Raw genomic sequence first — 24,559 nt, forward strand, 5'->3', positions numbered from 1 at the left:
TTAACCCCACAATTCCATTTTTGTGTAACTTTCAAATGACATATTTTCATTATCTTTGGCAGAGAGCATCACGTTTCCGTTTTCAAACCATTTTATCCCTAAATCACTATCATCCCAGGATATTCCATGCTCTGCATTAGCATTATAAAAATTAGTTGCTTTATAAACAAATTCTGCACTTTCGCTGATTACCTGAAAACCATGTGCAAATCCTTCAGGTATCCACAGTTGCTTTTTATTTTCAGCAGAAAGCATTACCCCCACCCACTTACCATAAGTTTTGGAGTTCTTCCTGATATCCACAGCAACATCAAAAACTTCTCCGGCAACACATCTAACCAGCTTACCCTGCGCATAAGGGGCCGCCTGGAAATGTAATCCTCTGACAACGCCTTTAACAGATCTGGAGTGATTATCCTGAACAAAATTAATTTCTTTACCTACAATCTCATTGAAAATTTTTTGATTAAAACTCTCCATAAAAAACCCGCGTTCGTCACCAAACACTTTAGGCTCCAGGATAAGCACATCTTCAATTTCAGTTTTGATTACATTCATCTTATTTATACACTTTTAATCATTTTAAGAAGATATTGCCCATAGCTATTTTTTGACAATGGCTTAGCAAGTTTTTCCACCTGATTTTTATCTATAAAACCGCTGCGGTATGCAATTTCTTCAGGACATGCCACTTTCAAACCCTGTCGCTGTTCAATTGTCTGGATAAAATTACTTGCTTCGATCAGACTCTGATGCGTTCCCGTGTCCAGCCATGCAAAGCCTCTTCCCATCATCGCAACCGAAAGTTTACCTTGTTGCATGTAAAGATTATTGATATCTGTAATTTCCAGCTCACCGCGAGGTGATGGCTTAAGGCTCCTGGCCAGTCTGACAACGTCGTTGTCGTAAAAATAGAGACCCGTTACTGCATAATTGCTTTTTGGCGTTTTCGGTTTTTCTTCAAGAGAAATAGCTTTATCATTCTCATCAAACTCAACAACGCCATAACGTTCCGGGTCGTTGACATGGTAAGCAAATACGGTTGCTCCTGAAGTTTGATCAACCGCTTTCATTAGCTCTTTTGGAAGGTCGTGTCCGTAAAATATGTTATCGCCCAGAACTAAGGCACAACTGTCATCGCCAATGAACTCTTCACCAATGATAAATGCCTGTGCAAGACCATCCGGGTTCTCCTGCACCTTGTATTGAAGCTTCAATCCCCATTGACTGCCATCGCCCAGTAGCTGTTCAAAGCGCGGTGTATCCTGCGGGGTGCTGATAATCAATATCTCTCTGATATCGGCCAGCATCAGTGTAGTAAGCGGATAGTAAATCATAGGCTTGTCATAGACAGGCAACAACTGTTTACTCACGGCCATTGTTACGGGATACAGACGCGTGCCAGAGCCGCCAGCGAGGATAATACCTTTACGAGCCATATTTTTTCTCAGAGTATTGATGTGATCTGTTTAATGAATACGTATCTTACGTAAGAATCTCTTGAATAACGTAGCGTACGCCATCCTGCCAGGGGGGCATATTCAAACCAAAACTTTTTTCAAGCCTTGATAAATCTAAGCGAGAATTGAGTGGCCGTTTTGCCGGAGTGATATATTCAGCAGTTTTGATGGGAATTAATTTCCTGATTTTAAGCCCGGTGCTATATTTTTCTGACTCTGTAAAAATTAATGATGCATAATCAAACCAGGACGTTTCACCGGCTGCAGCGAGGTTATATATTCCACTCAGTTCCGGATTAGCCTGAATCATGCGTAATGCATGAGCCGTAATGTCAGCAATAAGCGCAGCGCCAGTAGGTGCTCCAATTTGATCGTTGATGATGTTGAGTGCTTCTTTTTCACTGCCCAGTCGCAACATCGTTTTAATAAAGTTATTGCTTCGTGACGCATATACCCAGCTGGTGCGAAAAATCAGGTATTGTATATCTGCTGCAGTTATAGCCTGCTCACCGGATAGTTTTGTTTTACCATATACATTACGTGGTTCAGGTTTGTCGCTCTCTCGCCACCGGTTCTGCCCTTCTCCTGAATAGACATAATCAGTAGAGTAGTGAATCAGAATAGCATCAAGCTTTTTCGCTTCTTCAGCCATGACTTTAACACTGATACTGTTGATCAGTTCAGCGAGATCGGGTTCAGATTCAGCTTTATCAACTGCAGTATAAGCAGCAGCATTGACAATGATATCGGGACGCAGGTTTTGTATGCTTTTGCGAATTTCTTCCGGTTGCGTCAAATCACCACACCACTCAGTTGAACGGGTGCTTAATGCAGTGATTTTTCCCAGTGGCGCAAGTGCACGTTGCAGCTCCCAGCCTACCTGTCCGGTTTTACCAAAGAGAAGGATGTGCATTAGTTGCGATCCTTATAGTTCTCTGACAACCATTCGCGATAGTTCCCGCTTTTAACGTTATCAACCCACTCGCTGTTCGCCAGATACCACGCCACCGTTTTCCTGATGCCACTCTCAAACGTCTCTGCCGGTTTCCAGTGAAGCTCGCGGGTAATCTTACTGGCATCGATTGCATAGCGCCTGTCGTGACCCGGACGATCGGTGACGTAGCTAATCTGATCTCTGTACGAGCCTGCTTTAGGCATCAGCTCATCCAGCAGCTGACAGATGGTCAATACCACATCGATATTTTTCTTTTCGTTATAACCACCGATGTTATAGGTTTCCCCCACTTTGCCCGCCGTTACTACGGTGTAAAGCGCGCGCGCATGATCTTCTACATAGAGCCAGTCACGGATCTGATCGCCTTTGCCGTATACCGGGAGCGTTTTACCTTCAAGCGCATTGAGAATAACCAGCGGAATAAGCTTTTCCGGGAAGTGATAAGGGCCGTAATTGTTTGAGCAGTTGGTTACCAGTACTGGCAGGCCATAGGTGCGCTGCCAGGCGCGGACCAGATGGTCACTGGAGGCTTTAGACGCAGAGTAAGGACTGCTTGGCGCATACGGAGTGGTTTCAGTAAACAGCGGCAGCGGTGCATCCTGTTGCCATTCGTCCGGATGCGGCAGATCCCCGTAAACTTCGTCAGTCGAAATATGGTGAAAGCGGAAAGCCGCTTTGCATTCTGCGCTCAGCGCGTTCCAGTACTGACGCGCAGCTTCAAGCAGCGTGTAAGTTCCGACGACATTGGTTTCGATAAACGCTGCTGGACCGGTAATTGAGCGGTCAACATGACTTTCAGCCGCGAGGTGCATGACCGCATCTGGCTGATGTTTTGCAAAGATAGCTGCCATTGCCTGTGCATCACAGATATCGGCCTGCTCAAAAGCGTAACGCGCTGAATCTGCCACGGTGACCAGCGACTCCAGATTGCCGGCATAGGTCAGCTTGTCGACGTTGACGACAGAATCCTGCGTAGCATCAATGATGTGACGCACTACGGCAGAACCAATAAAGCCTGCACCGCCTGTAACTAATATTTTCACGCTTGTCGTCTCTCCTGGCCGATCCTGAAAAAAACCACGCTACCGCCCCTGGCTTACAGCTACCAGAATACTCATACGCTTTTGCTTTCAGCGCAGCCGGCAAAAAGCACAGAACATATTTAACAAATGTCGATTGTTAAGGCGCAGTTTAAAAATAGTGATTCGATTTTCGTATGTTGATACACGAGTTACAAGCGTTAAAGAGTTAGTTTGTCAGGTGGCTGAATAAAAATTAGGCCAGAACGCGTTAACAGACTATTTATTAAACAGCTTTTTTACTGCATGTTAATAAAAATATGCACCGAGTTCAGCTCCGGGCTTTGAGCATCTATGAAACGCAAAATGGGATAACCGCTGAGTTGGTCTTAACCCGCAGTTACCCCATTCATAAGTCTCTGTTAACTGTATATGCCTTACCGGCTTATAGAGTTATCTGAATCCATTCGGATTCTTCGACTGCCAGTTCCACGTATCGCGCATCATCGCGTCGATGCCGCGCGTGACGCGCCAGTCGAGTTCATTGTTCGCCAGCGTTGCATCTGCCCAGAAGGCGGGCAGGTCGCCGTCGCGGCGCGGTTTGAACTCAAACGGGATCGCTTTGCCGGAAGCCGCTTCGAACGCTTTGATCATCTCCAGCACGGAGAAGCCAACGCCACCGCCGAGGTTGTAGGCTTTATAGCCCTCAACCTTGCTGAGGTGATCCAGCGCTTTCAGGTGCCCTTCTGCCAGATCGACAACATGAATATAGTCGCGCTGTGCAGTGCCGTCTGGCGTCTCATAGTCGTTACCGAATACGCCGAGCTTGTCGAGACGGCCAATCGCCACCTGCGCAATGTACGGCAGCAGGTTGTTCGGAATGCCGGTCGGGTCTTCGCCAATCTCGCCAGACTCATGCGCGCCTACCGGATTAAAGTAGCGCAGCGCGATGGCTTTGAATTTGGGTTCCGCTTTGGCGAAATCGCGCATCACAAACTCGGTCATCAGCTTGGAGGTGCCATAAGGACTGGTGGTGCCGCCAATCGGCGTGGTTTCCACATAAGGAACCGGGGCGTCAGCACCATATACGGTGGCTGATGAACTGAAGATAAAGTTCCAGACGCCCGCGTCACGCATCTCTTCCAGCAGGACCACGGTGCCGGCTACGTTGTTTTCGTAGTATTCCAGCGGCTTACGCGTGGATTCCCCAACGGCTTTCAGCGCAGCGAAGTGGATCACAGCAGAGATGCTGTGGCTGGCAAACAGATCGCGCAGGCAGGCGCGGTCGCGGATATCGCCTTCAACGAATACCGCTTTTTTACCCGCCAGTTTTTCAACGCGGTTAATCGCTTCGCGTGATGCATTGCAAAGGTTATCCAGAACTACCACGTCGTCACCGCGCTCCAGCAGCGCCAGTACCGTATGGGATCCGATATACCCTGCCCCGCCCGTTACCAAAATAGCCATGTCTACTCCTTGGAAACCGCGCAGGCTGCGCGGTATGGGAATGCTTACTTATCCAGAATCTTATGAATCGCTTCGCGGAAGTCGCGGCCCTGTGCGTTGCTGCGCAGGCCATAGGAGACAAACGCCTGCATGTAGCCGAGTTTACGGCCGCAGTCGAAGCTGGTACCGGTCAGCAGCTGGGCATCAACCGGTTTGGTTTTGCTCAGCGACGCGATGGCGTCAGTCAGCTGGATACGGCCCCATGCGCCTGGCTCGGTTTTCTCAAGCTCAGCCCAGATGTCTGCAGACAGAACATAGCGACCTACTGCCGTCAGGTCAGAGTTCAGCTCAGCGGCATGCTCCGGCTTTTCAACGATGCTGGTGATCGTACTGATATCGCCCGGGTTGTCGATAGGCTGCTCGGTGGTCAGCACGCCATACTCAGAGAGATCTTCATTCGGCATATGTTTTGCCAGAACCTGGCTGCGGCCGGTCTCTTCAAAACGCGCAACCATGGCGGCCAGGTTATAGCGCAGGTGATCGGCAGTAGAGTCATCCAGCAGTACGTCTGGCAGCACAACTACAAACGGGTTGTCGCCAATCATCGGACGCGCGCAAAGTACGGAGTGACCCAGACCCAGCGGATCGGCCTGACGAACGTTCATGATGGTAACGCCTGGCGGGCAGATAGACTGCACTTCGCTCAGCAGCTGACGCTTAACGCGCGCTTCCAGCAGGGCTTCCAGCTCGTAGGTTGTATCGAAGTGGTTTTCCACCGCATTTTTGGAAGCATGGGTGACCAGCACAATCTCCTTGATGCCTGCCGCCACGCACTCGTCAACGATATACTGGATCATTGGTTTGTCGACGATAGGCAGCATCTCTTTTGGAATGGCTTTAGTCGCAGGGAGCATATGCATACCGAGGCCCGCAACCGGGATTACTGCTTTAAGCTTGGTCATATTTGTTCCATTTTATGAAGTGTAGACATGCATCGATTATGCAGGAATGGCCGCTCGGGCAAGTATAATCTTTATCTGAAAAGCCGACACTAACTCTCTGTCACAGCATCAAAAATTAGTTATTTCAGGCGATGAGCAGCGGTAATTTTTCGGGCAAATTCAAGCGCTAAAGGCGGTGAAAAGCGTGACGTAAATAACATTCGGGCATGGGGTTGAGACCGTCGTTTTTCAGAATGATACGACGTGCATAGGATGGTCAGACAATAAACAGGGGCGCCGTGAAGAGCGCCCCTGCCGGTTGGATTCTGAGCCAGCGCGCAGGTGACCGGCATTGTCATGCAAATGACCCTGCCGATAGCCTGCCCGGACGTTCATTCTGCTTACACCATCTGCTCCAGAATTTTCGCCAGTTCCCCGTAGGCAATGTGCTGGTTAAACTCTGTTTCCACTTTATGACGCGCGGCAGCGACTACCGGTGCCACATCTATGTCCCCGCGCGACAGACGCAGCAGCGTGGCAGCCAGCTCGTCAGCATCGTTCTCAGAGACCAGCCAGCCGCTGACGTTGTTCTGGATCAGCTCCGGAATGCCGCTGTGGTAGGTGGATACCACCGGCAGCCCTACCGCCATGGCTTCCATCAGCGCTACGGGGATCCCTTCCATATCACCGTCGGCGGCCGTTTTTGAAGGCAGGAGAAAAATGTCAGCGTCGTTGAGCGCCTGGCGGATCTCCTCCTGCGGCTTAAAGCCCGGCATGCTGACCATCTCTTTCAGGCCGGCACGGGCGATATGTTCGCGCATCATCCCTTCCTGCTCGCCATTGCCGATAATGGTGAATTCAAACTGGCCGCCTTTGTCGCGCAGAATTTCACTGGCTTTGACCGCAACGTCCAGCCCTTTTTTCTCGGTCAGGCGCGCCACAGAGACGATGCGCAGCGGCTGGTGAAACGCTTCGCGCGGCCGGAAGTTAAATTTCTCCGGCTCAATGCCCATGCGCGTCACGTGCACTTTTTCGCGCGGACAGCCCATCTCAATCAGCTTGTTCTCCCACAGGTGACTGATAGGCAGCATCAGCTCGCTCTGCTTAAACAGATTGACGTAATCCTGCTTGTGCTCTTCCAGAATATGGCGACGTGAGATATCAGCGCCGTGGAATACGGTTGCCTGCTTGCCTTTCAGCACGCCCAGTTCGCGCAGCTTGTTAGCCAGCGCGCCGGCGTAGCCAAAATGCACCAGAAAGACATCGGCGGTGAAGGTCTGTTTCGCATTAGCGACAATCGCCGGCAGCAGCAGCTTCTTCGCCTGTGCACCGTAGCGGCCCACGTTAAGCGATTTGATCAGCGCCGGTTTGGCAATCTTCGGCAGCATCAGGCCGATACGCTGCGTGAGCTTGTCGAGGTTCGATACCTTCTCTTCCGGCAGCAGATAGTGTGTTTTTGCCGCCAGGTTATAGTCGTCGAACGCGGCGTGACGGTTGATCATATCACCCGGAAACACCGAGATGATTTCAACGTCATAGCCGGCATCAATAAAGTGAGTTACCTGGTTGAGGACAAACGTCTCAGAGGCAACCGGAAAACGCATGGTGAAAAAGGTTAACTTCATCACTTACCCCAGTACAGTCAGAAGTTCTTCGGTGATGCGGTTGCCTGTTTCACGCGCCTGCGCGACCGCGGTATTTACGTTAAGTTTTACATTGCCGTCGTCAGCCAGCACGCTCTTACGCTTTACGCGAGCCATCAGGCTCCGGGGCGTTTTCTGCTGCTGATAACAGCAGGCCGGATCGCTATCCTGCTCTGCGTACGCTGCCTGCAGTAAGTCAGTCATCCCGTGCAAAATTGCGCCATCACCGCCATTCCCGCAGGTATGATTACCCGCCAATAAAATCCTCATACAAACTCCAGATGTATTTTTGTAATTCTTACAAGCCGCCGCTTCTGTCCTGAGCAGCAAAGTGAACTCTGGCAAAAAAAACTGCAATGGGACAACGCCCGAAAAGTAATGCCAACTGCCTGTTATCTAACCTAAAGCTTCTTACGTGATTTCAGGGGCGCATAAATGCGCCCCCTACATCAGCCCGCAGGGGCGGCATGCATGCCGCCCTGGGTCAGCCGATTCCGCATCCAGGGGCGCATAAATGCGCCCCCTACATTTCCCGTAGGGGCGGCATTCATGCCGCCCTGGGTCAGCCAATTTCGCATCCAGGGGCGCATAAATGCGCCCCCTACATATCGCGTAGGGGCGGCATTGATGCCGCCCTGGGTCAGCCGATCCGGCATCCAGGGGCGCATAAATGCGCCCCCTACATCAGTCCGCAGGGGCGGCATTCATGCCGCCCTGGGTCAGCCGGTCCCGCATCCAGGGGCGCATAAATGCGCCCCTGGAGCGTTTATTTATCCCTTAAGGGCGAAATAAGGCATCGCAACCTGCTCGCCGTTGATCACTACCGACACAAACCCTTTTGGCTGACGCGTATCCACCTGCTCCGGTTTCAGCTCGCGTGACGCCATCAGCAGATCGCCCTGCTCATTGCCGCCGATGCCCGCTTTACCGTTATGCAGACTAAAGCGCTGCGGCGCCTGCTGGCTGCCGTTGCCTGGCGTGCCTTTGACCATCGTGGCGTCAACGCGCGCGCAGCGTCCGGTCATAAAGCGATCTTTGGCGGTGCTTTTTATCAGCACCACGGTGGCCGGCGTCCAGCCTGCCAGTCTGACCCAGACTTTGGTATCGGTGTCGGAACGTGCCACCAGCCGCACTTCCAGCACCGGGGAGCTGCCTTCGGCTGACCAGCTCGCCTCCGCTTTCTGCGTTTTGCGCTGCAGCTGGATCACCGCCCGTCCGCCGGTCTGCTTGCCGCCGGTCACCTCCATCATCGGCGCATTATCGGTGCCGGGGCTGAACTGTGACTGGCCAAACAGCTCAATCTCCCAGCTGTCGCCCACGTCCGGCGAGTAGAAGTTGCCCAGCTCAAACCACGTCGCCTGGTTGGTGTTATTACTGAGGCGGAAGCGCGAGGTGATGTAGTTATATTTAAGGCTGCCGTCGATGGCGACGCCATAAGACTCCACGCGGGTAGAGCCCATCTCCCAGATGCTCAGCCAGCGCTCACCCTGCAGCGAGTTGTCGATCCAGCTGCCTGACTGCAGATTCGTCTGGCGCATATTGAGACGTGAGTTGCGCGCATTAAGCGGGTTTTTGCAATCCTCCAGGCTCAGCGCGTCGATAATCCACTGTCCGTTAGAGATATCGCCAGGATGCTCGCTGTGCTCAATCCAGCCGTTATGAATAATCGACTGGCTGCAGCGCGGCAGGTTCAGCACCATCCCGCCGGTACAGCGCTGGGCGTTAAAGTTAGAGAGCTCTATCGCCGTGCTGTGATCCCAGGCGCCCGCTTTCTGACCTGACCAGCCCGCTTTGATAACATCGCCGGTGCAGGTATCGGCATACCACTGGTCAATTTTGCAGTCGAGCGTATCGAGCAGGCTGATTGAGGTGCCTCCCACGCGGTTGAAGCGCAGGCAGGCGCCGCGAAAGAACTGGCCGCCCGGACAGGTATTGCTGAACAGTCCCTGCCGGTTGGGCCGCTTGTCATTCTGGCCGTTGAAGTTGAGGTTGGAGATCTCAGTCCAGCGCGCTTTGACTTTAAACACAAAGTCGGAGCGGCCATCAGAGACCAGCGTGGTCGCCGGAAAATAGCCAAAGTTAACCATCGCGCCGGAGATACGGAAAAAGCGCTGCTCCTCCTCGCCGAAGTCACAGCCGGTGACAAAGAACTTACCGGCCGGAAACTGCACGCAGATTGGCTGACTGTTATCGAGCGACCACTGATACATCGCTTTGATGGCCGGCGCCGCATCCGTTTTGCCGTCGGCGATAGCGCCGAATTCAAACAGCGTCAGGCGGTTAAAATCTTCCACCACGCGCCGCCAGTAAAAACCGCTGCCGCTGAAGATGACGCCATCATCATCGCGCGCGTCGCCGTACGTCCCGACAAATTCACCGCCACCCACTTCCAGCCCTTCATGCCAGCTCTTGAGCTTGATCTTGGCGCCGGCAAACAGCGGGCGGGTTTTACGCAGCTCCTCAACGGAGGGGATCTCGCCAATCAGCTGATAGCCGTTTGGCTGGGCCAGACGCTGGCTGAAATTATTCTGGCCGGGGCGTGAGACATCGGTGATGGAGAAGAGCGTGTTTCCTTCGCTGTCTTCCACCGCCATGGAGTGCGCCGGATTGGCAATCAGCGCAGCGTTATCATGAATAAACTGCGCAAAATTACCTTTGTTCAGCGCGATCGGCTGGCTGATTTGCGCCACTTTACCGCTGGCGTCGCGCAGATACACCGGTATCTGATTGCCTTTCTGGCTGGCGTCGCTGCCCGCTTTACCGATCCACAGCCTGCCTTCAAAGTTCTGCCAGAACTGCGGCGGCATGGTATAGACATTTTCCGGCGTAAGGATGGGCACATCGCCCTGCGGCACGCTGGCCGGATCGACCGGCTTCAGCGCGGGCTGGCCGCTTTTCGCCGCATAGCTGGAAAACGCGCTTACGGAAAGCGCGGTGACAATGGAGGAGGCGGCTGCCTGCAACACTTCTCTTCTTTTCATGCTGATAATCCCGTGGTCAAAGTCAGTGTGTCCCGGCAGGCATAAAAAGGCGTGACGCTTATACCAGCGCCAGCCAGCTCTGTTTGATCTGATTACCGTCAAACTTGAGTGCGGTCTCTTTTGTCTTATCGCTCATAGCAAAGAACAGGGCGTCATCGCTGGCAAGCTGTTCCATCCGCGCCAGAAAAGCGGCTTTATCGTTCATCGGCACCAGGAAACCATCTGCGCCGTGGTTGATGATCTCCTGCGGGCCGGTCGGGCAGTCATAGGCAACCACCGGCAGGGACCAGGATTTCGCCTCCAGCAGCACCAGCGGCAGCCCTTCATAGCGCGACGTCATCAGCGCCATATCGCTGTCGCGGTAGTAGTCATTGATGTTGCTGACCTTGCCGACAAAGTTCACGCTGTTGGTAATGCCGAGTGCGGCCGCCTGCTCATGCAGCTGCTGGCGCAGCTCGCCATCGCCGGCAATCGCCAGCGTCCACTCCGGATGCTTTTTGCTGAAATCTGCCCAGATATCCAGCAGCAGATCGAACCCTTTCTGGTGATCAAGCCGCCCGACCGCCAGCGCCTGGCGACTGCGCTGACGCCGTTCAAAGTCTTTGTACACCACCGGATTGGGGATCTGCTGACTGCGGATATGCCAGCGGCTGAAGACCTGCTGATCTTTATCCGTCAGGACAATCACGCGATCGTGGTAGCGCAGCAGCAGCCACTTCATGAGTTTGATCGGCTTACTGAAAGAGTTGATAGCGATATGCTCGCAGGCGTAGGACTTAAAGGTTTTTTTCTTCAGCATCATCAGGTTCCAGAACGCAAACATGACGCTCAGACGGCCCATACTGATGAGAAAAACGCTGTCGAAGCCTTCCTGATGGATACGTGCTACTACGCTTTTAATCGGGTTGCTGTGGCCTTCAAAACTGACGATCTCTTTTACATGTGTAAAGGGGTAAAAGGTTTCGCCATGGCCCTCAAGGGAGTAAACAGTGACGGCGTGCTCTTCACCGAGGCACTCTGACATGAAGTTACAGATGTTCTCGGTGCCCGCATAGGAGTAGGCATCTTTGATCACCAAAACGACTTTTTTCATTTAACGCTTTCCACCTCAAAAATAGTGAACGTAAAACCCCTACTGGCTGCATGACTGCACGCAAACATGCGGATTTCAGCGATGCTTCAGGGCGAAAAGGACGCCATTCACCATATACCAGGTGTAATAGTAATAGACTTTTAATGGGTTGTTTTTGTAGATAATTCTTAATAATTCCAGGTGCCATTTCGCCGCTTTATTTTTGTTGCGCGACAGCGAATCACCCAGCTCGTAATAGTTCACCAGCGTTTTGCGGATCACCCGCGCCTGTTTGTAGCGGGAGAAGAGCTCATACAGGAAAAGAAAGTCTTCATGCCCTTTGCGCTGGAAGAAGATCCCCTGCGGCGGACGACGGAAGCAGACGGATGAAAAGCAGACGCGATACTGCTTCTTCACGAAATTATCCTGCTGCAGGTACGGTTTGCCCCAGGTGATATCGTGTTCGGCGCTCTGCGTTTTATAGTGGTAGTGGGTAATAACGAAGTCATCACCGGCGGCAATGGCGGCAGCCTGCTCAGCCAGCTTCTCAGCGTGCCACTCATCATCGCTGTCGAGAAACGCGATGATCTCTTCGCTGGCAGCACGCAGTCCGACGTTGCGCGTTTCTGCTGCGCCCTGGTTAACCTCATTGCTGAGGATAGTAATGCGCGCATCCTGGCAGTGCTCACGCACCAGGGCCAGAGAGTCATCCGTGGAGGTGTCGTTAACCAGATAGAGATGCCAGTCGCTGTAGGTCTGTTTAACAATCGACTCTACCGCGCGCAGTACCGTTTTACGTGCGTTATACATCGGCATCACAATACCGATGGTGCCAACATGATTTGTCATTTTTATTGCCCGGAGTGTCAGGAACCAAAAAAATTGCTCCCGCGCAGGGAGCAAGTGAATGTGTGTCAGGAGACCGCTTTTCTGCCGCCAAACCGCGATTTCACCTTATCCTTCAGGCGATTCATAAAGTAGGCGCGGTTGTCGCGGTTGGTCAGGAAAAAGTAGCGGGCAAAGCTCAGGCTCGCCTGCAGCGATTTACCGTCCATCTTGTAGCGCAGCGGCAGTTTAAATGCCTTATAGGTATGGACGTCTCGCGTCGTCAGATGCGGCTTCATGCTATCCAGCCAGAAGTAGGAGTATTTCACCGACTCCCCTTTATGCTTAGAGCCAAATTTGGTCACCAGGTGATAGGTTGCCAGCGGTTTGGCAATCATCACAAACTCGTAGCCCATGCGATCGGCGCGGATGCAGAAATCGTAATCCTGATGGCGGATGTAGCGCGTATCGAACTGGATTTTCAGCGCATCCTCGCGCTTCAGCACGATGGTACTGGTCTGGATAAAGCCGTAGCAGCCAAACAGATATTCAGCGACGGTCTCATTTTTGCCCGGCGCCTGCATCGGCATCACTTTCAGAAAGTGGCCATCCTGGTGGATATTGACCTGGCTGAAAATGACGTAGCGTGACCGCCCCTGCGCTTCCAGACGCGCAATGGTGTCGCGTACCTCTGCAAGTTTGTTCGGGTGCCACTCATCATCCGCATCGAGGAAGCTGATAAAGTCGCCTTCAGCCAGTTCAATACCTTTGTTACGGGCGCCGGCGCCGTTGAGTTTGACCTCAGAGAGCTCCAGCTTAATTGTCAGCTCCTGATAGCGCTCACCCTGCACCACCTGCGCCAGCTCGGCCGCATCAGCTGATTTGTCATCCACAATGATGACTTCAAAATTACGATAGCTTTGCGCTTTAACGCAGTCGAGCGTGGTGATAATCGATTTCGACGCGTTATACGCCGGAATAACGATTGAGAAGCGAATGTCCTGCATTGCCAGCACCTCTTAAACAGCTGTTCCAGATCCAACGGTAGCGCGAGCAGGCCATGGAAAGAAATCGGTTTTATTCCGAAAAATCATACCGTTATTACTCTTTCTTCTGAGGATGCCGCGTACCATTACGGAAATACCAAAGATTGTGCTGTGTGTCTGTTTTGCGGTGCAACACGCACCAAAAAGGGGTGAGCCCGAAAAGGCCCTGCCCTGCTGTAAGCCGCTATTCTTCACCATAAAAACGGGGCGGATAAACCGCCCCGTGAAGGTGTTATTTAGCTTTTGGCTTCTTTGCCGTATTCGTAGTTGTAGTAGTCGTAGCCATAACCGTAGGCGTTTGACGCTTTGCGTACCACGGCGTTGAGGATCACGCCCTTGATCTCGATGCCGTTCTGCGCAAAGCGCTTGTAGCTGACATCCAGTTCTTTCGTGGTGTTGGTCTCAAAGCGTGCAACCATCAGCGACGTTCCAGCCAGCTTACCAATGATGGATGCATCGGTAACCGCCAGAATTGGTGGGGTATCGATCAGCACCAGATCATAGTTCTTGCTCGCCCACTCCAGCAGCTCACCCATACGACGATGCATCAGCAGTTCAGACGGGTTAGGTGGCACCTGACCGCGTGGCAGGAAATCAAAGCCGTAGACGCCGCGCTGAATCATCGCCGGAGAGAACTCAGTCTTGCCGGAAAGGACGTTAGAGAGGCCCTGCTTGTTATCCGCACCCAGCAGCTCATGGGTATAGCCGCGACGCATATCACCATCGATAAACAGTACGCGCTGACCCGCTTTGGCGACCAGGGTTGCCAGGTTGGCACAGACAAAGGTTTTACCAATGCCCGGGCTGGCGCCGGTGATCATCAGGATGTTGTTCTTCGCTTCCATCATCGCAAAGTGCAGGCTGGTACGCAGGCTGCGAATCGCTTCGATGGAGAGGTCAGTCGGGTTACCCAGCGCCAGCAGCGTATTGTGCGGATCGCTCTTCTCTTTGTGACCGCGACGCGCCAGGGCTTCGGTATCTTTCTTGCGCTGCCACTCAGAGAGCGGGACGCTGGCGTAGACGTTCATGCCCAGCTCTTCCAGCTGCTCAGGATTGTCGATACCGTGATGGAACAGCGCTTTCAGCAGCACCAGACCAACCGAGAGCACCAGACCGAGAATCAGACCAGCCAGTACAATCAGCGTTTTCTTCGGTGCAACCGGGCTACCGGCCGTTTCAGCGTTATCGATGATACGCACATCACCTACGGTGCTCGCCTTGCTGATCCCCAGCTCCTGCTGACGGTTCAGCAGCTGCATGTAGATCTCCTGACCGGACTGTACGTCACGCGTCAGTCGCAGGATCTCCTGCTGCGTCTGCGGCATAGAGGAGATGCGCTTGTTCAGCTGAGCCTGCTCCGCTTCCAGCGTTTTGCGTTTATCCAGCAGCGCGCGGTAGGTCGGGTGATCTTTGGTAAACAGCTGCGATACTTCCGCTTCACGGAAGGTCAGCTCGTTCAGCTGGCTCTGCACGCTGACAGAGGTATCCAGAGCGGATTTGGCTTCCAGCGACATATCCACTGACGCGTTCTGACGACGGAAGGTGTTCAGCTTATCTTCCGCATCATCCAGCTTGGCGCGCACCTGAGGCAGCTGATTGCGCAGGAACTGCAGGCTCTTTTCCGCCTGTTCAGATTTACGCTCAACGTTCTGCAGCAGGTAGTTGTTGACGATCTGGTTCAGGACACGACTCGCCTGCTCCGGATCTTCATCACGATACTCAAGGCCCAGTACGCCGGTGCTTTTGCCTTTATCGGCTACGGTCAGCGCGCCCAGAACGGTTTTAATCGCCTGCAGGTCGGTCAGTTTCGTGACGCTGAAGGTCGTGCCTTCATCCGCCTGAATACCGCTGACCAGCATAGTGACTTCGCCATGCTGCTCCAGCTGACCCACGCGGCCCTTGAACAGCTCGTCGCCGTCGCTGCTTACGGTATAGGTATCTGCACCGGTTACTTCCAGCTCAACGGTACGCTTATCGATGCTGCGCGGGATTTCCAGGCGTGAGATAGCGATCTGGCCTGGCTTGTTACCCATCAGGCGCGACAGGCCTTTACCGATAACCGGGAAGTAGTGCTGCTGCACCACGCTGTCCAGGCCCAGGTCCTGAACGGTTTTACCGATAACCATACGGGATTCAAGGATCTGAATCTCGGTATCGGATGCCGGCATGGCTGGCAGAACGTCGGTCAGGTCGTTCAGCACCGAAGCGGTGTTCTTCTGCTCAACCTGAACCATGGCGTCTGCGCTATAGATTGGCGTCGCAAACAGTGTGTAGAGCGTTGCCACCAGCATAAAGAAGGCGGTAACGGCAACAATGATCCAGCGGTGATCAACCAGCTGTCCCACAAGATGCGCCAGATCCCATCCATTCGAATCTTCTTTTGGCGCGGTCATGACCTTGTTTTTAATATTCATGGATAATCCCAACTATCGGCTTAATACGTTGACCCATTTCTGGGTTGCGTTGTCCAGTAACCCGTACACAGCGTCGAAGGCCTCACGGCTCTTTCGGTACGGGTCCGCAATTTCCTGTTGATTAAGCCAGTGCCCCAGCAGCATCGTTTTTCCGCGCGCGGCGGGATCGATGCGGTTGACCTGCTCAATGTGGCGCTTCTCCATCACCAGAATCAGGTCGAAGTCACGGCACATCTCTGCCGTTAACTGCTGCGCCTGATGTCCGTCGAGCGAGAGGCCATGTTCAGCGGCAACCTCACTGGCCATCTTATCGGCCGGGTACCCTTCCAGGGCACCCAGGCCCGCCGAGGCCACGCGCGTTTGCGGCAGTGCACGCTTCAGCAGCCGCTCGGCGGTTGGCGAACGGCAGATGTTACCCACACAGACCACTAACACTGACTTAATCATGGTAAAACCTTAGTTCGACCAGTTGCGGAAGCGCAGCGCTGACGAGCTTGCATCGTCGATACCTACGATGGTCGGCAGCAGTCCGGAGATAACGCGGTTCCAGCGGGTAATCGGTGTCGCGGTGACGTAGACGATGTCATACGGTTCCAGCTGGAACTCCGTACCCATCACCATTGACGCCGCATCCTTGGTATTCAACTGATAGATGTTGGCGATTTTGGTGCGGTTCGCGCCGCGAATCGGACGGATAACGAACACGCCGGTTGCATCAGAGGTGGTCTGATCCATACCCTGCGCGTTGCCCAGTGCTTCTGCCAGCGTCATGCCGCTGCGATCCATCTTCAGCGTAGCCTGCTGACGCACTTCACCCATCACAAAGACTTTCAGGTCGTCATTACGCGGAACGTAAAGAATGTCGCCCGGATAGAGCAGATGGTTCTGGCTGAGGTCGCCATTTTGCATCAGCGCCTGCAGCGAAATCCGCTGCTCGCGGCCGTTATGCGTCAGCACGACGTTGCGCCAGTCAGCATCAGCGGCCAGGCCGCCCGCGGCGTTGACCGCATCCAGCACGGTAAGCGGCACGTTGGTAATCGGCTGCTGACCGGAAGTGGTCACCGACCCGGTGATATACGCTTTCTGCGAGCGGAAAGCCGCCAGGTTGACATCTACCTGCGGGCTTTCAATGTACTGCGCCAGACGACGCGCAATCTCCGCACGCACTTCCGTTACGGTGCGACCCGCAACGCGTACCTTGCCGATGTACGGATAGAAAATCGTGCCGTCAGCCTGTACCCAGTTGCCGGTGTCGCTGGCGCTGCGATACTGGCCGGCCGGGGTCGTCAGTTCCGGGTGATCCCAGACGGTGACATTCAGCACGTCGCCCACGCCGATGCGGTATTCGTAGCTCTGAATCTCGTTCTGCAGCTGTGGGTTAGCCTGTGCAACCAGTGGCTTAGGACGCATCTGTTCAACCAGACGAGGAGTCATCGGGAAGACGTTTACGTATTTATCGATGTCAAAGTTGCTATCCTGTTGCTCAATGACATCTTTTCCGCTGGTCGTAAGGTGCGAACCTGGTTCAATGGTGCACCCGGAGAGAAAAGTTGCGGATACCAGTAAAGGTATCAATTTAGTTTTCATTATCATCTGGTTATTCGCTATCAGTTAATGATTGATAGAGGCGAAAACGCCGCTGTGTAAGCGTCTTACAAAAATTTAATTTAACGGGTTAAACACTGAAACTGTGGGTCATTATCATTGCTCCCTTGGTTTTTATGTTGTCACCGTGCCCCCGGACGACATCAATTAAAGCGGAATAGTGCAGCTCAACAACCTCTCCGCTTTAATCAGGCTCGATAATGGCAGTGTTCAGATAACAAGACTCCCAGCACCGGCAGTTATTCAGCGAGAGAGATACCCTCCCCCGCCTTCGCTGTCTATCAATATGCGCCGTCGCGCTTAAGCACTACGCCGACTGTCTTAAACAGAATCGCGATGTCATTCCACAGCGACCAGTTTTTGACATACCACGAGTCGAAATAGACGCGTGTTTCGTAGTCAACGTCGTTACGACCGCTGACCTGCCACAATCCCGTCATGCCTGGCTTCGCCATCAGGTAGTAATCTACATCCCCGGCATAACGGCAGAGTTCATCTTCAATCACCGGACGCGGCCCGACAAGGCTCATGTCACCACGCACCACGTTCCACAGCTGCGGCAGCTCATCCAGACTGGTTTTACGGATAAAATGGCCGACTTTGGTAATACGCGGGTCGTTTTTCAGTTTGAAATCTTTATCCCACTCCGCTCGCGCAACCGGATCGGTGCGCAGCACCTCCTCCAGCACTTCTTTGGAGTTAATCACCATTGAGCGGAACTTCAGGCATTTAAACTTACGTCCGTTCATACCGACGCGTTCGTGACCGTAAATCGGCGGTCCGCCATCGCGGCCAACCATAAAGCCGAGGACCAGCAGCGCCGGCGACAGCGCCACGATAATACCGAGCGCACCAACGATATCGAACGCGCGCTTGAGGAAGCGCGAGGTACGCTTCGCCAGGTTATTGTTTACACGCAGAATCATCACTTCGTGGCTGAAGATATAGGCCATATCCGTACCATAGAGCGGTACACCACGCAGCGTCGGAATAACGGAGACTGAACGGCAATTGTGCATAGCCAGGTTTTTCAGCCACAGATCGCGATGCTGACTCTGCTCAGACTCAACCGCAACGATAAACTGCGTTTCGCTGTTGGTTAACTGCCAGAGCTCAGCTTCGTTATGCAGTACCGGTACGCCGGAAATGCTGGCCTGCGGACAGCTGCCGTCGACATCAAAGAAGGCGATAACGTCAAAGCCCATCACCTCTTCACTCTGCAGCGCCTGCCAGGCTTCCTGTGCGTTACGGCTGCTGCCAATGATGATGGTCTGCTTTTTCCACATACCAAAATGGTTCAGTACCCGTTTGGAAACGGCACGCGCCACCGGGATCAGGATCAGCGCCAGAATCCAGGTGAGTACCCAGACAAAGCGCGACATCTGCCACTGCGATAATGCAGAAATAGACAAATCGATAACCGAGAAAATAAACACGGTACGAAATATCTCTTTCAGCTCAAACCAGAAAGGTTTGCGGTAAGTGTAATGGCGCAGACGAACCCAGAACCAGCCCGTACAGATAATTGACAGACAGATGTGAGTAGCAATTTTTAAATTGAGATCTTTTTCAGAGATATCAGCCAGTGGCGAGTCAGATAATGAATTAATCAGGGCGAGTGCAATAAACAACGCCGCGTTAAAACAAATTAAATCTGAGCACGCCAGTAAAAATTTGGTCAGAAGACTTTTATATGTAAATTCGTTATCGCGCATATTTAACTCTTTTATTTTATTTCCCTAATCCCTAACGCTACAGGCCTGTGTAATAAATGAGCGATACTCAGTCGGAGCCTGTTGAGCAAACTGCGGCGAACTCCCCGGTATTTAGGTCAATTCTCTATTGCTTTTCGCCAGAAAATTGTGATAAATACCAACGGATTAGTCTGAGTTCCATTGCCGCTACACCAGACAGTTCATTTCCTGTTTAAGCCGGTTCAGGCACGCTACCGCCCCTGGCTGTCGCTGCCAATACCGCCTGCTCATCCTGTTTTGCGCTTTTTTAACCATTTTTCCAGGATAACTCCTGGCAGGATCGTGCAGGTTCACAATTCACAACTTTAAAATGCATTACCCTGCGCTATTAACCAGATTGGCGCAGACATTTACTGACACGTTGCTATACTAGTTATTACTGGCTTGTTTACAAGTAGGGCCCGTGCCCCCTGTGCTATTTTAGGAAAAAGACTACCAGCCATTAGTAATGACGCCACATCTGCCGCGCAATCAGCGGTGAAAATTCAGAATTATTCGGATATACGATTGGTAAAATGTACGCGGCAAACCTCACCACCTGGCATAACAATTAATTGTGCGCGACGCCCCTCCTCCTGCATTCTTAATCCATACATTTTGCTTATTTTGCCTGCTGCACTCTGAACATTTTCCCGATTGACACGTATAACCTTATACCAGCAGGGTCGGCAGGGTTTTGCCCTGTTTCCGGCCATTCACTATCATCAGATTAAACCCATTTTGAGACATTACGGTGACATGAGTATGTGGGAGTGGATCCTTGATCCGTCGCTCTGGGCGGGATTAGTAACGCTAATCATTCTGGAGCTGGTGCTGGGCATTGATAACCTGGTGTTTATTGCCATTCTGGTCGAAAAGCTGCCGCCGCTGCTGCGCGACCGGGCGCGCGTGATTGGCCTGATGCTGGCGCTGCTGACCCGCCTCGGGCTGCTGGCCTCGCTTTCATGGCTGGTCACGCTGACACAGCCTCTGCTCACCCTCTGGCAGCATAGCTTCAGCGCACGCGATCTGCTGCTGCTGCTGGGCGGTATTTTCCTGCTCTATAAAGCGACCACTGAGCTAAATGCGCGACTCGAAGGGGGTGACGATGAGGGTGGTCAAAATAAGAACGGCGCTAAATTCTGGCCGGTGGTGGCGCAGATCGTGGTGCTGGATGCCATTTTCTCCCTCGACGCTGTCATCACAGCAGTGGGCATGGTCAATGAGCTGCCGGTAATGATGGCCGCGGTCACCATCGCTATTCTGCTTATGCTGCTCGCCAGCAAGCCGCTGACGCGTTTTGTGAATAGTCATCCCACGATTGTGATCCTCTGCCTGAGCTTTCTGCTGATGATTGGCTTCAGCCTGGTTGCAGAGGGGTTTGGCTTTGTTATTCCCAAAGGGTATCTCTACGCCGCTATCGGTTTCTCTATTCTGATTGAAATGCTCAATCAGCTGGCGAGCTTTAATCGCCGCCGCTTTTTGTCAGCCGGCCGTCCGCTACGCCAGCGCACGGCCGAAGCGGTCCTGCGCATTCTGCGCGGAGAGGCGCAGCGTGCTGAACTGGATGCGGATACGGCCTCGCTGCTGAGCCACAGCGATGAAGGCGCTCTGTTTAATCGTCAGGAGCGGCTGATGATCGCCCGGGTGCTGGGGCTGGCGCAGCGGCAGATCAACACCATTATGACCTCCCGGCACGATGTGGAATCGGTTGATTTAAGTGAAGCGCCTGAAGAGATTATGGCGAAGCTCGATCGCAATCAGCACACGCGTATTCTGGTGACGGAAAATGGCCGCGATCCGCTGGGTGTGGTGCACGTTATCGATCTGCTGCATCAGTCGCTGCACAGTGATTCCCTTGACCTGCGCGCGCTGATCCGTCAGCCGCTGGTGTTTCCGGAACGGGTAACGCTGCTGCAGGCGCTGGAGCAGTTTCGCCAGGCGCGCACGCATTTTGCCTTTATTGTCGATGAGTTTGGCTCCGTCGAAGGCGTGGTGACGCTGAGCGACGTGATGGAGACGATCGCCGGTAATCTGCCTAATGAAGGAGAGGAGCTGGATGCGCGCTACGATATTGAACCCGGCCCGCAGGGAGGCTGGATCGCAAACGGGCATATGCCGCTGGACGATCTGGCGCTTTATGTCGCGCTGCCGGTAAATGATAAACGCGATTATCACACGCTGGCCGGCCTGCTGATGGACACGCTGCAGCATGTCCCCGAAGAGGGTGAAGAGCTGCGGATAGGAGATTACCTGCTGCGCGCGCTGCAGGTGGAGAATCATCGGGTACAGAAAGTGGAAATTATGCCGCATCCTTTATCAGAAGCGCCGTAGACAGCGCCCCATTCGGGATCCACAACGCGGCATCCGGGCGCCGTAAACGGCGCCCCTACAAAACGTAGGGGGCGCATTTATGCGCCCCTGGTGTATTTATGTGTCTCTGGCGTGTTCGCGCCCCAGTCGCAATCCACACCCCGGCATCCGGGCGCCATAAATGACGCCCCTACAACCCCGTAGGGGGCGCATTTATGCGCCCCTGGCGTGTTGATGCGCCCCTGGCGTTTTTATGCGCCCCTGCCGTATTCGCGTCCCAGTCAGAATCCGCAACCCGGCATCCGGGCGCCGTAAACGACGCCCCTACAAAACCGTAGGGGGCGCATTTATGCGCCCCTGGTGTGTTGATGTGCCCCTGGCGTGTTCGCGCCCCAGTCAGAATCCGCAACCCGGCATCCGGGCGCCGTAAACGGCGCCCCTACAAAACCGTAGGGGGCGCATTTATGCGCCCCTGGCATGTTCGCGCCCCGGTCAGAATCCGCAACCCGGCACCCGGGACCCATAAATGGCGCCCCTACAAAACCGTAGGGGGCGCATTTATGCGCCCCTGGCGTGTTTATGCGACCCAGCCGTGTTGATGCGCCCCTGGTGGTTAACGCGCACCTGCCGTATTAATGCGCTCCTGACGGGTGGCGATCGAGCCATTGATTAAGACGCGATTTCGCTTCGCTCTGCAGCTGCTGGCGCACAACATCATCTATCGGCAGCGAATATTGCAGTTTGTCCCAGCGACCATACATACGGAGCGGAATGGGCTGCTGATTCAGGACTTTTGCCAGACGCTCGTCCCCTTTCCAGCCGCGCAGCATCATATTGATGGTGACATCCAGCTGCTGTTGCACAACGTCAACGGTTCCGCGCGTCTGAAGCGCCAGCTGGCTGCTGCCGCCCTGCAGATCGGTAAACGCTACTTTTCCCTGCTGCAGGCTGATATGGCCCGCCAGCTGCTGTATGCCCTGGCTATCAGGCTGATCGTTGGTGACCTCACTACTGGCGCGCGCGACGGCGCGGCGTACCATCTGTTGCAGATTAAGCTGCGTAAGCTGCAGATTGGTGGCCTCAAGATCGGCACTGCCCTGCCAGTTCTGCTTCGCCTCTTCTACACTCAGCCCGGCTCCACTCACCTTACCCTGCAGCGATAGCGTCCCCTCAAGCGCAGCGGGCAGCGCCAGCGCTTTCAGCAGAGGGGCAATCGCAATATTCTCCAGTTCAGGCTGAAACGCAGCCCGGGTAACCGGCTGCCGGATATCAATCTGACCCGGCAGCGAGAAATGACCGTCACCCAGCCGGCCCTGTAACCGGCTGAGCGTCATCAGACCCTGCTGATTGCTGGCGTCGATCTGCAGGTTACTGAGCGTCAGCCCGCGCCACTGGCTCTGGTCCGCCTTCAGGGCAAGCTGCAGATCGAGCGTATTAAGCGGTGAATCGGCGTTATTGCGCAGTACCGGTTCCGCAATGACCGGCGGCTGCACCGGCGCGGCCTGCACGGTCCCGCTGCCGCTGCTGACCGGGGTACTGACGGCGAGGTTATCGATGTTTAGCGAGGTTGCATGCAGCGCCAGGCGCAGCTGCTGCGGCATTGCAATGCGTCCTTCCGCGCTGCCCTGCAGCGTACTGTCATTGGCGGTAAGCTGCATATCGGCCAGTGAGAACTGCTGTTTATCGGCATTCCATATCGCTTTTCCGCTCAGCGCGCCTTTAATTCCCTGCACCGGCAGGTTCGCGCCATCCAGCGCATAATCAAGCTGCGCCAGCTCGCCGCTGACCTGATGCGGATAGCGTGAGACATCCATCTCGCCCTGCAGGGCAACGCTGAGGTTGCGCTGGTTACGCGACAGGCGCGTGCTCAGCTCAATGTGGTTCTGTTTGCGGCTGTCCTGATCCAGGCTCAGATTAAGATTGCGGAAGTTGTACTCTTCTCCGCCCGGCTGCTGCCAGATAAGCAGGCTATCAGCCACGCGAAGTTTCGCAATGGCCAGGCTCCAGCTCTGTGAGGCGGCTAATGCCGGCTCGCTGTCGCCAGGCCCGATGGGGGCGCCGCCAGGCTTCTGCGGCGCGCTCTCCGGCGTGGCGCGGATAATCGCGTTTTTCAGCATTACCTGACTGACGCTGAGCTGATGCGTGAGCAGCGGCCAGAGGTCGACGTCCAGCCGCATATTTTCGGCGGTCACCAGCGGCTGGCTGGCACCGGGTGCGGTGAGGCTCATACGTCCGGAAAGAATGCTGAGCTGAGGCCAGACGTGCCAGCGCAAATCGCTGCCCGTGACCAGCTGATAACCACTGCGCTGCTCTACCTGTTTTACCATGTAGGCGCGAAAGTCATTGGGGTTAACCAGTAGTACCAGTGCGGCCATCCCTGCCACCACTACCACTAACAGGATGGCCAGCGTGGTTATCAATCTTCTCATTGCATCCTCAATGTGATGATCCGCGCCTCGTCAGCCCTGCCCGGGCGCGGGTACAGCGATTAATCTTTATCGATACGGCTGGCGTCAGCACCCTGCTGACCGCGATATTTTGCATCTTCACGCCGGTTATAGGGACGTGCGGCCGGGCCCGACAGCGGTTCAAAGCTCAGCGCTCCAATCAGCATACCGGGACGCAGCGCCAGCGGCAGCTTGCCGGAGTTGTAAAACTCCAGCACGATACGCCCCTGCCAGCCCGGATCGATGCGGTGTGCCGTAACGTGAACCATTAACCCTAGTCGTGCCAGGGAAGAACGTCCATCCAGCCAGCCAACCAGATCGTCCGGAATGGTCACCGACTCCAGCGTCACCGCCAGCGCCAGCTCACCCGGATGCAGGAAAAACGCTTCGCCATCCGGTAATACAATCTCGTCACTCATCACCCGATCCAGCGCGGCGCTTACCGCCTGCTTGGGTCCGCTCAGATCGATAAAGGCGGCAGTATGGCCGCTGAAGGTACGAAACCCGTTACCCAGCCGCACATCTACCGTGGCGCCGTTAATGCGTTCCACCGGCGGACGCGGCTCAATGGCCAGCTTGCCGCTGTCGAGCCAGGCTTCAATATCGCGATCGCATAATCTCATCGCAGTAACTCCCTAATTAAAGTGTAGCGAAAGGCC

At 54.1% G+C, this 24,559-nt stretch carries 19 protein-coding genes; 1 reads left to right on the forward strand and 18 read right to left on the reverse strand.

The window, feature by feature from the left end:
- The 16 genes from rfbC to wbaP form a co-directional block, all read right to left on the reverse strand.
- Window positions 1-558, reverse strand: a complete 558-nt coding sequence (rfbC, locus tag DBY66_RS07450) for a dTDP-4-dehydrorhamnose 3,5-epimerase (protein WP_108569539.1) — start codon at window positions 556-558, stop codon at window positions 1-3.
- A 5-nt stretch (window positions 559-563) separates the two neighbouring features.
- Window positions 564-1,439: a glucose-1-phosphate thymidylyltransferase RfbA gene (rfbA, locus tag DBY66_RS07455; RefSeq protein ID WP_108569538.1), complete on the reverse strand. Its 876-nt coding sequence runs from the start codon at window positions 1,437-1,439 to the stop codon at window positions 564-566.
- A gap of 46 nt (window positions 1,440-1,485) precedes the next feature.
- On the reverse strand, window positions 1,486-2,373 hold the full coding sequence (gene rfbD, locus DBY66_RS07460; RefSeq protein WP_108569537.1) for a dTDP-4-dehydrorhamnose reductase: 888 nt from the start codon (window positions 2,371-2,373) through the stop codon (window positions 1,486-1,488).
- Complete coding sequence (gene rfbB, locus DBY66_RS07465; RefSeq protein WP_108569536.1) at window positions 2,373-3,458, reverse strand: dTDP-glucose 4,6-dehydratase; 1,086 nt, start codon at window positions 3,456-3,458, stop codon at window positions 2,373-2,375. Before rfbB ends, rfbD begins: the two co-directional genes overlap by 1 nt.
- 429 nt (window positions 3,459-3,887) lie before the next feature.
- Window positions 3,888-4,901 carry a UDP-glucose 4-epimerase GalE gene (galE, locus tag DBY66_RS07470; RefSeq protein ID WP_039385367.1) on the reverse strand — a complete coding sequence of 338 codons (1,014 nt, stop codon included), beginning with the start codon at window positions 4,899-4,901 and terminating at the stop codon, window positions 3,888-3,890.
- Window positions 4,902-4,945: 44 nt separating this feature from the next.
- A complete protein-coding gene (gene galF / locus DBY66_RS07475; RefSeq protein WP_065648921.1) occupies window positions 4,946-5,842 on the reverse strand; it encodes a UTP--glucose-1-phosphate uridylyltransferase GalF in 897 nt (298 codons plus the stop codon).
- A gap of 380 nt (window positions 5,843-6,222) precedes the next feature.
- Window positions 6,223-7,446 carry a glycosyltransferase gene (locus DBY66_RS07480; protein WP_039385372.1) on the reverse strand — a complete coding sequence of 408 codons (1,224 nt, stop codon included), beginning with the start codon at window positions 7,444-7,446 and terminating at the stop codon, window positions 6,223-6,225.
- Window positions 7,447-7,449: 3 nt separating this feature from the next.
- Window positions 7,450-7,734 carry a hypothetical protein gene (locus DBY66_RS07485; RefSeq protein WP_108569535.1) on the reverse strand — a complete coding sequence of 95 codons (285 nt, stop codon included), beginning with the start codon at window positions 7,732-7,734 and terminating at the stop codon, window positions 7,450-7,452.
- A gap of 500 nt (window positions 7,735-8,234) precedes the next feature.
- Window positions 8,235-10,445: a phage tailspike protein gene (locus DBY66_RS07495; protein ID WP_108569533.1), complete on the reverse strand. Its 2,211-nt coding sequence runs from the start codon at window positions 10,443-10,445 to the stop codon at window positions 8,235-8,237.
- A gap of 58 nt (window positions 10,446-10,503) precedes the next feature.
- Entirely contained in the window at window positions 10,504-11,538 is a 1,035-nt protein-coding gene (locus DBY66_RS07500) for a glycosyltransferase (RefSeq protein WP_108569532.1), read from the reverse strand.
- Window positions 11,539-11,613: 75 nt separating this feature from the next.
- Window positions 11,614-12,366 carry a glycosyltransferase family 2 protein gene (locus DBY66_RS07505; RefSeq protein WP_104085192.1) on the reverse strand — a complete coding sequence of 251 codons (753 nt, stop codon included), beginning with the start codon at window positions 12,364-12,366 and terminating at the stop codon, window positions 11,614-11,616.
- Window positions 12,367-12,431: 65 nt separating this feature from the next.
- Entirely contained in the window at window positions 12,432-13,349 is a 918-nt protein-coding gene (locus DBY66_RS07510; protein WP_094111749.1) for a glycosyltransferase family 2 protein, read from the reverse strand.
- A gap of 275 nt (window positions 13,350-13,624) precedes the next feature.
- Complete coding sequence (gene wzc, locus DBY66_RS07515) at window positions 13,625-15,802, reverse strand: tyrosine-protein kinase Wzc (RefSeq protein ID WP_039385383.1); 2,178 nt, start codon at window positions 15,800-15,802, stop codon at window positions 13,625-13,627.
- A gap of 12 nt (window positions 15,803-15,814) precedes the next feature.
- Window positions 15,815-16,249 (reverse strand): protein-tyrosine-phosphatase, encoded by a 435-nt coding sequence (locus DBY66_RS07520; protein ID WP_039385385.1) that lies wholly within the window; start codon window positions 16,247-16,249, stop codon window positions 15,815-15,817.
- 9 nt (window positions 16,250-16,258) lie between these two features.
- Window positions 16,259-17,389, reverse strand: a complete 1,131-nt coding sequence (locus DBY66_RS07525; RefSeq protein WP_175540437.1) for a polysaccharide export protein — start codon at window positions 17,387-17,389, stop codon at window positions 16,259-16,261.
- Between the two features lie 299 nt (window positions 17,390-17,688).
- The gene (gene wbaP / locus DBY66_RS07530) at window positions 17,689-19,122 is read right to left on the reverse strand and encodes an undecaprenyl-phosphate galactose phosphotransferase WbaP (protein ID WP_039385388.1); all 1,434 of its coding nucleotides are present in this window, start codon (window positions 19,120-19,122) and stop codon (window positions 17,689-17,691) included.
- 783 nt (window positions 19,123-19,905) lie between these two features.
- Between wbaP and DBY66_RS07535 the strand changes: the two genes are divergently transcribed.
- The gene (locus DBY66_RS07535; protein WP_108569531.1) at window positions 19,906-21,474 is read left to right on the forward strand and encodes a TerC family protein; all 1,569 of its coding nucleotides are present in this window, start codon (window positions 19,906-19,908) and stop codon (window positions 21,472-21,474) included.
- A gap of 611 nt (window positions 21,475-22,085) precedes the next feature.
- Here the strand turns inward: DBY66_RS07535 and asmA are convergent.
- Window positions 22,086-23,882 (reverse strand): outer membrane assembly protein AsmA, encoded by a 1,797-nt coding sequence (gene asmA / locus DBY66_RS07540; RefSeq protein ID WP_108569530.1) that lies wholly within the window; start codon window positions 23,880-23,882, stop codon window positions 22,086-22,088.
- Window positions 23,883-23,941: 59 nt separating this feature from the next.
- Complete coding sequence (gene dcd, locus DBY66_RS07545) at window positions 23,942-24,523, reverse strand: dCTP deaminase (RefSeq protein WP_039385394.1); 582 nt, start codon at window positions 24,521-24,523, stop codon at window positions 23,942-23,944.
- Window positions 24,524-24,559: the final 36 nt, after the last annotated feature.

This window comes from Pantoea sp. RIT413 (genome assembly GCF_003057675.2).
GTDB classification, from domain to species: domain Bacteria; phylum Pseudomonadota; class Gammaproteobacteria; order Enterobacterales; family Enterobacteriaceae; genus Pantoea; species Pantoea eucrina.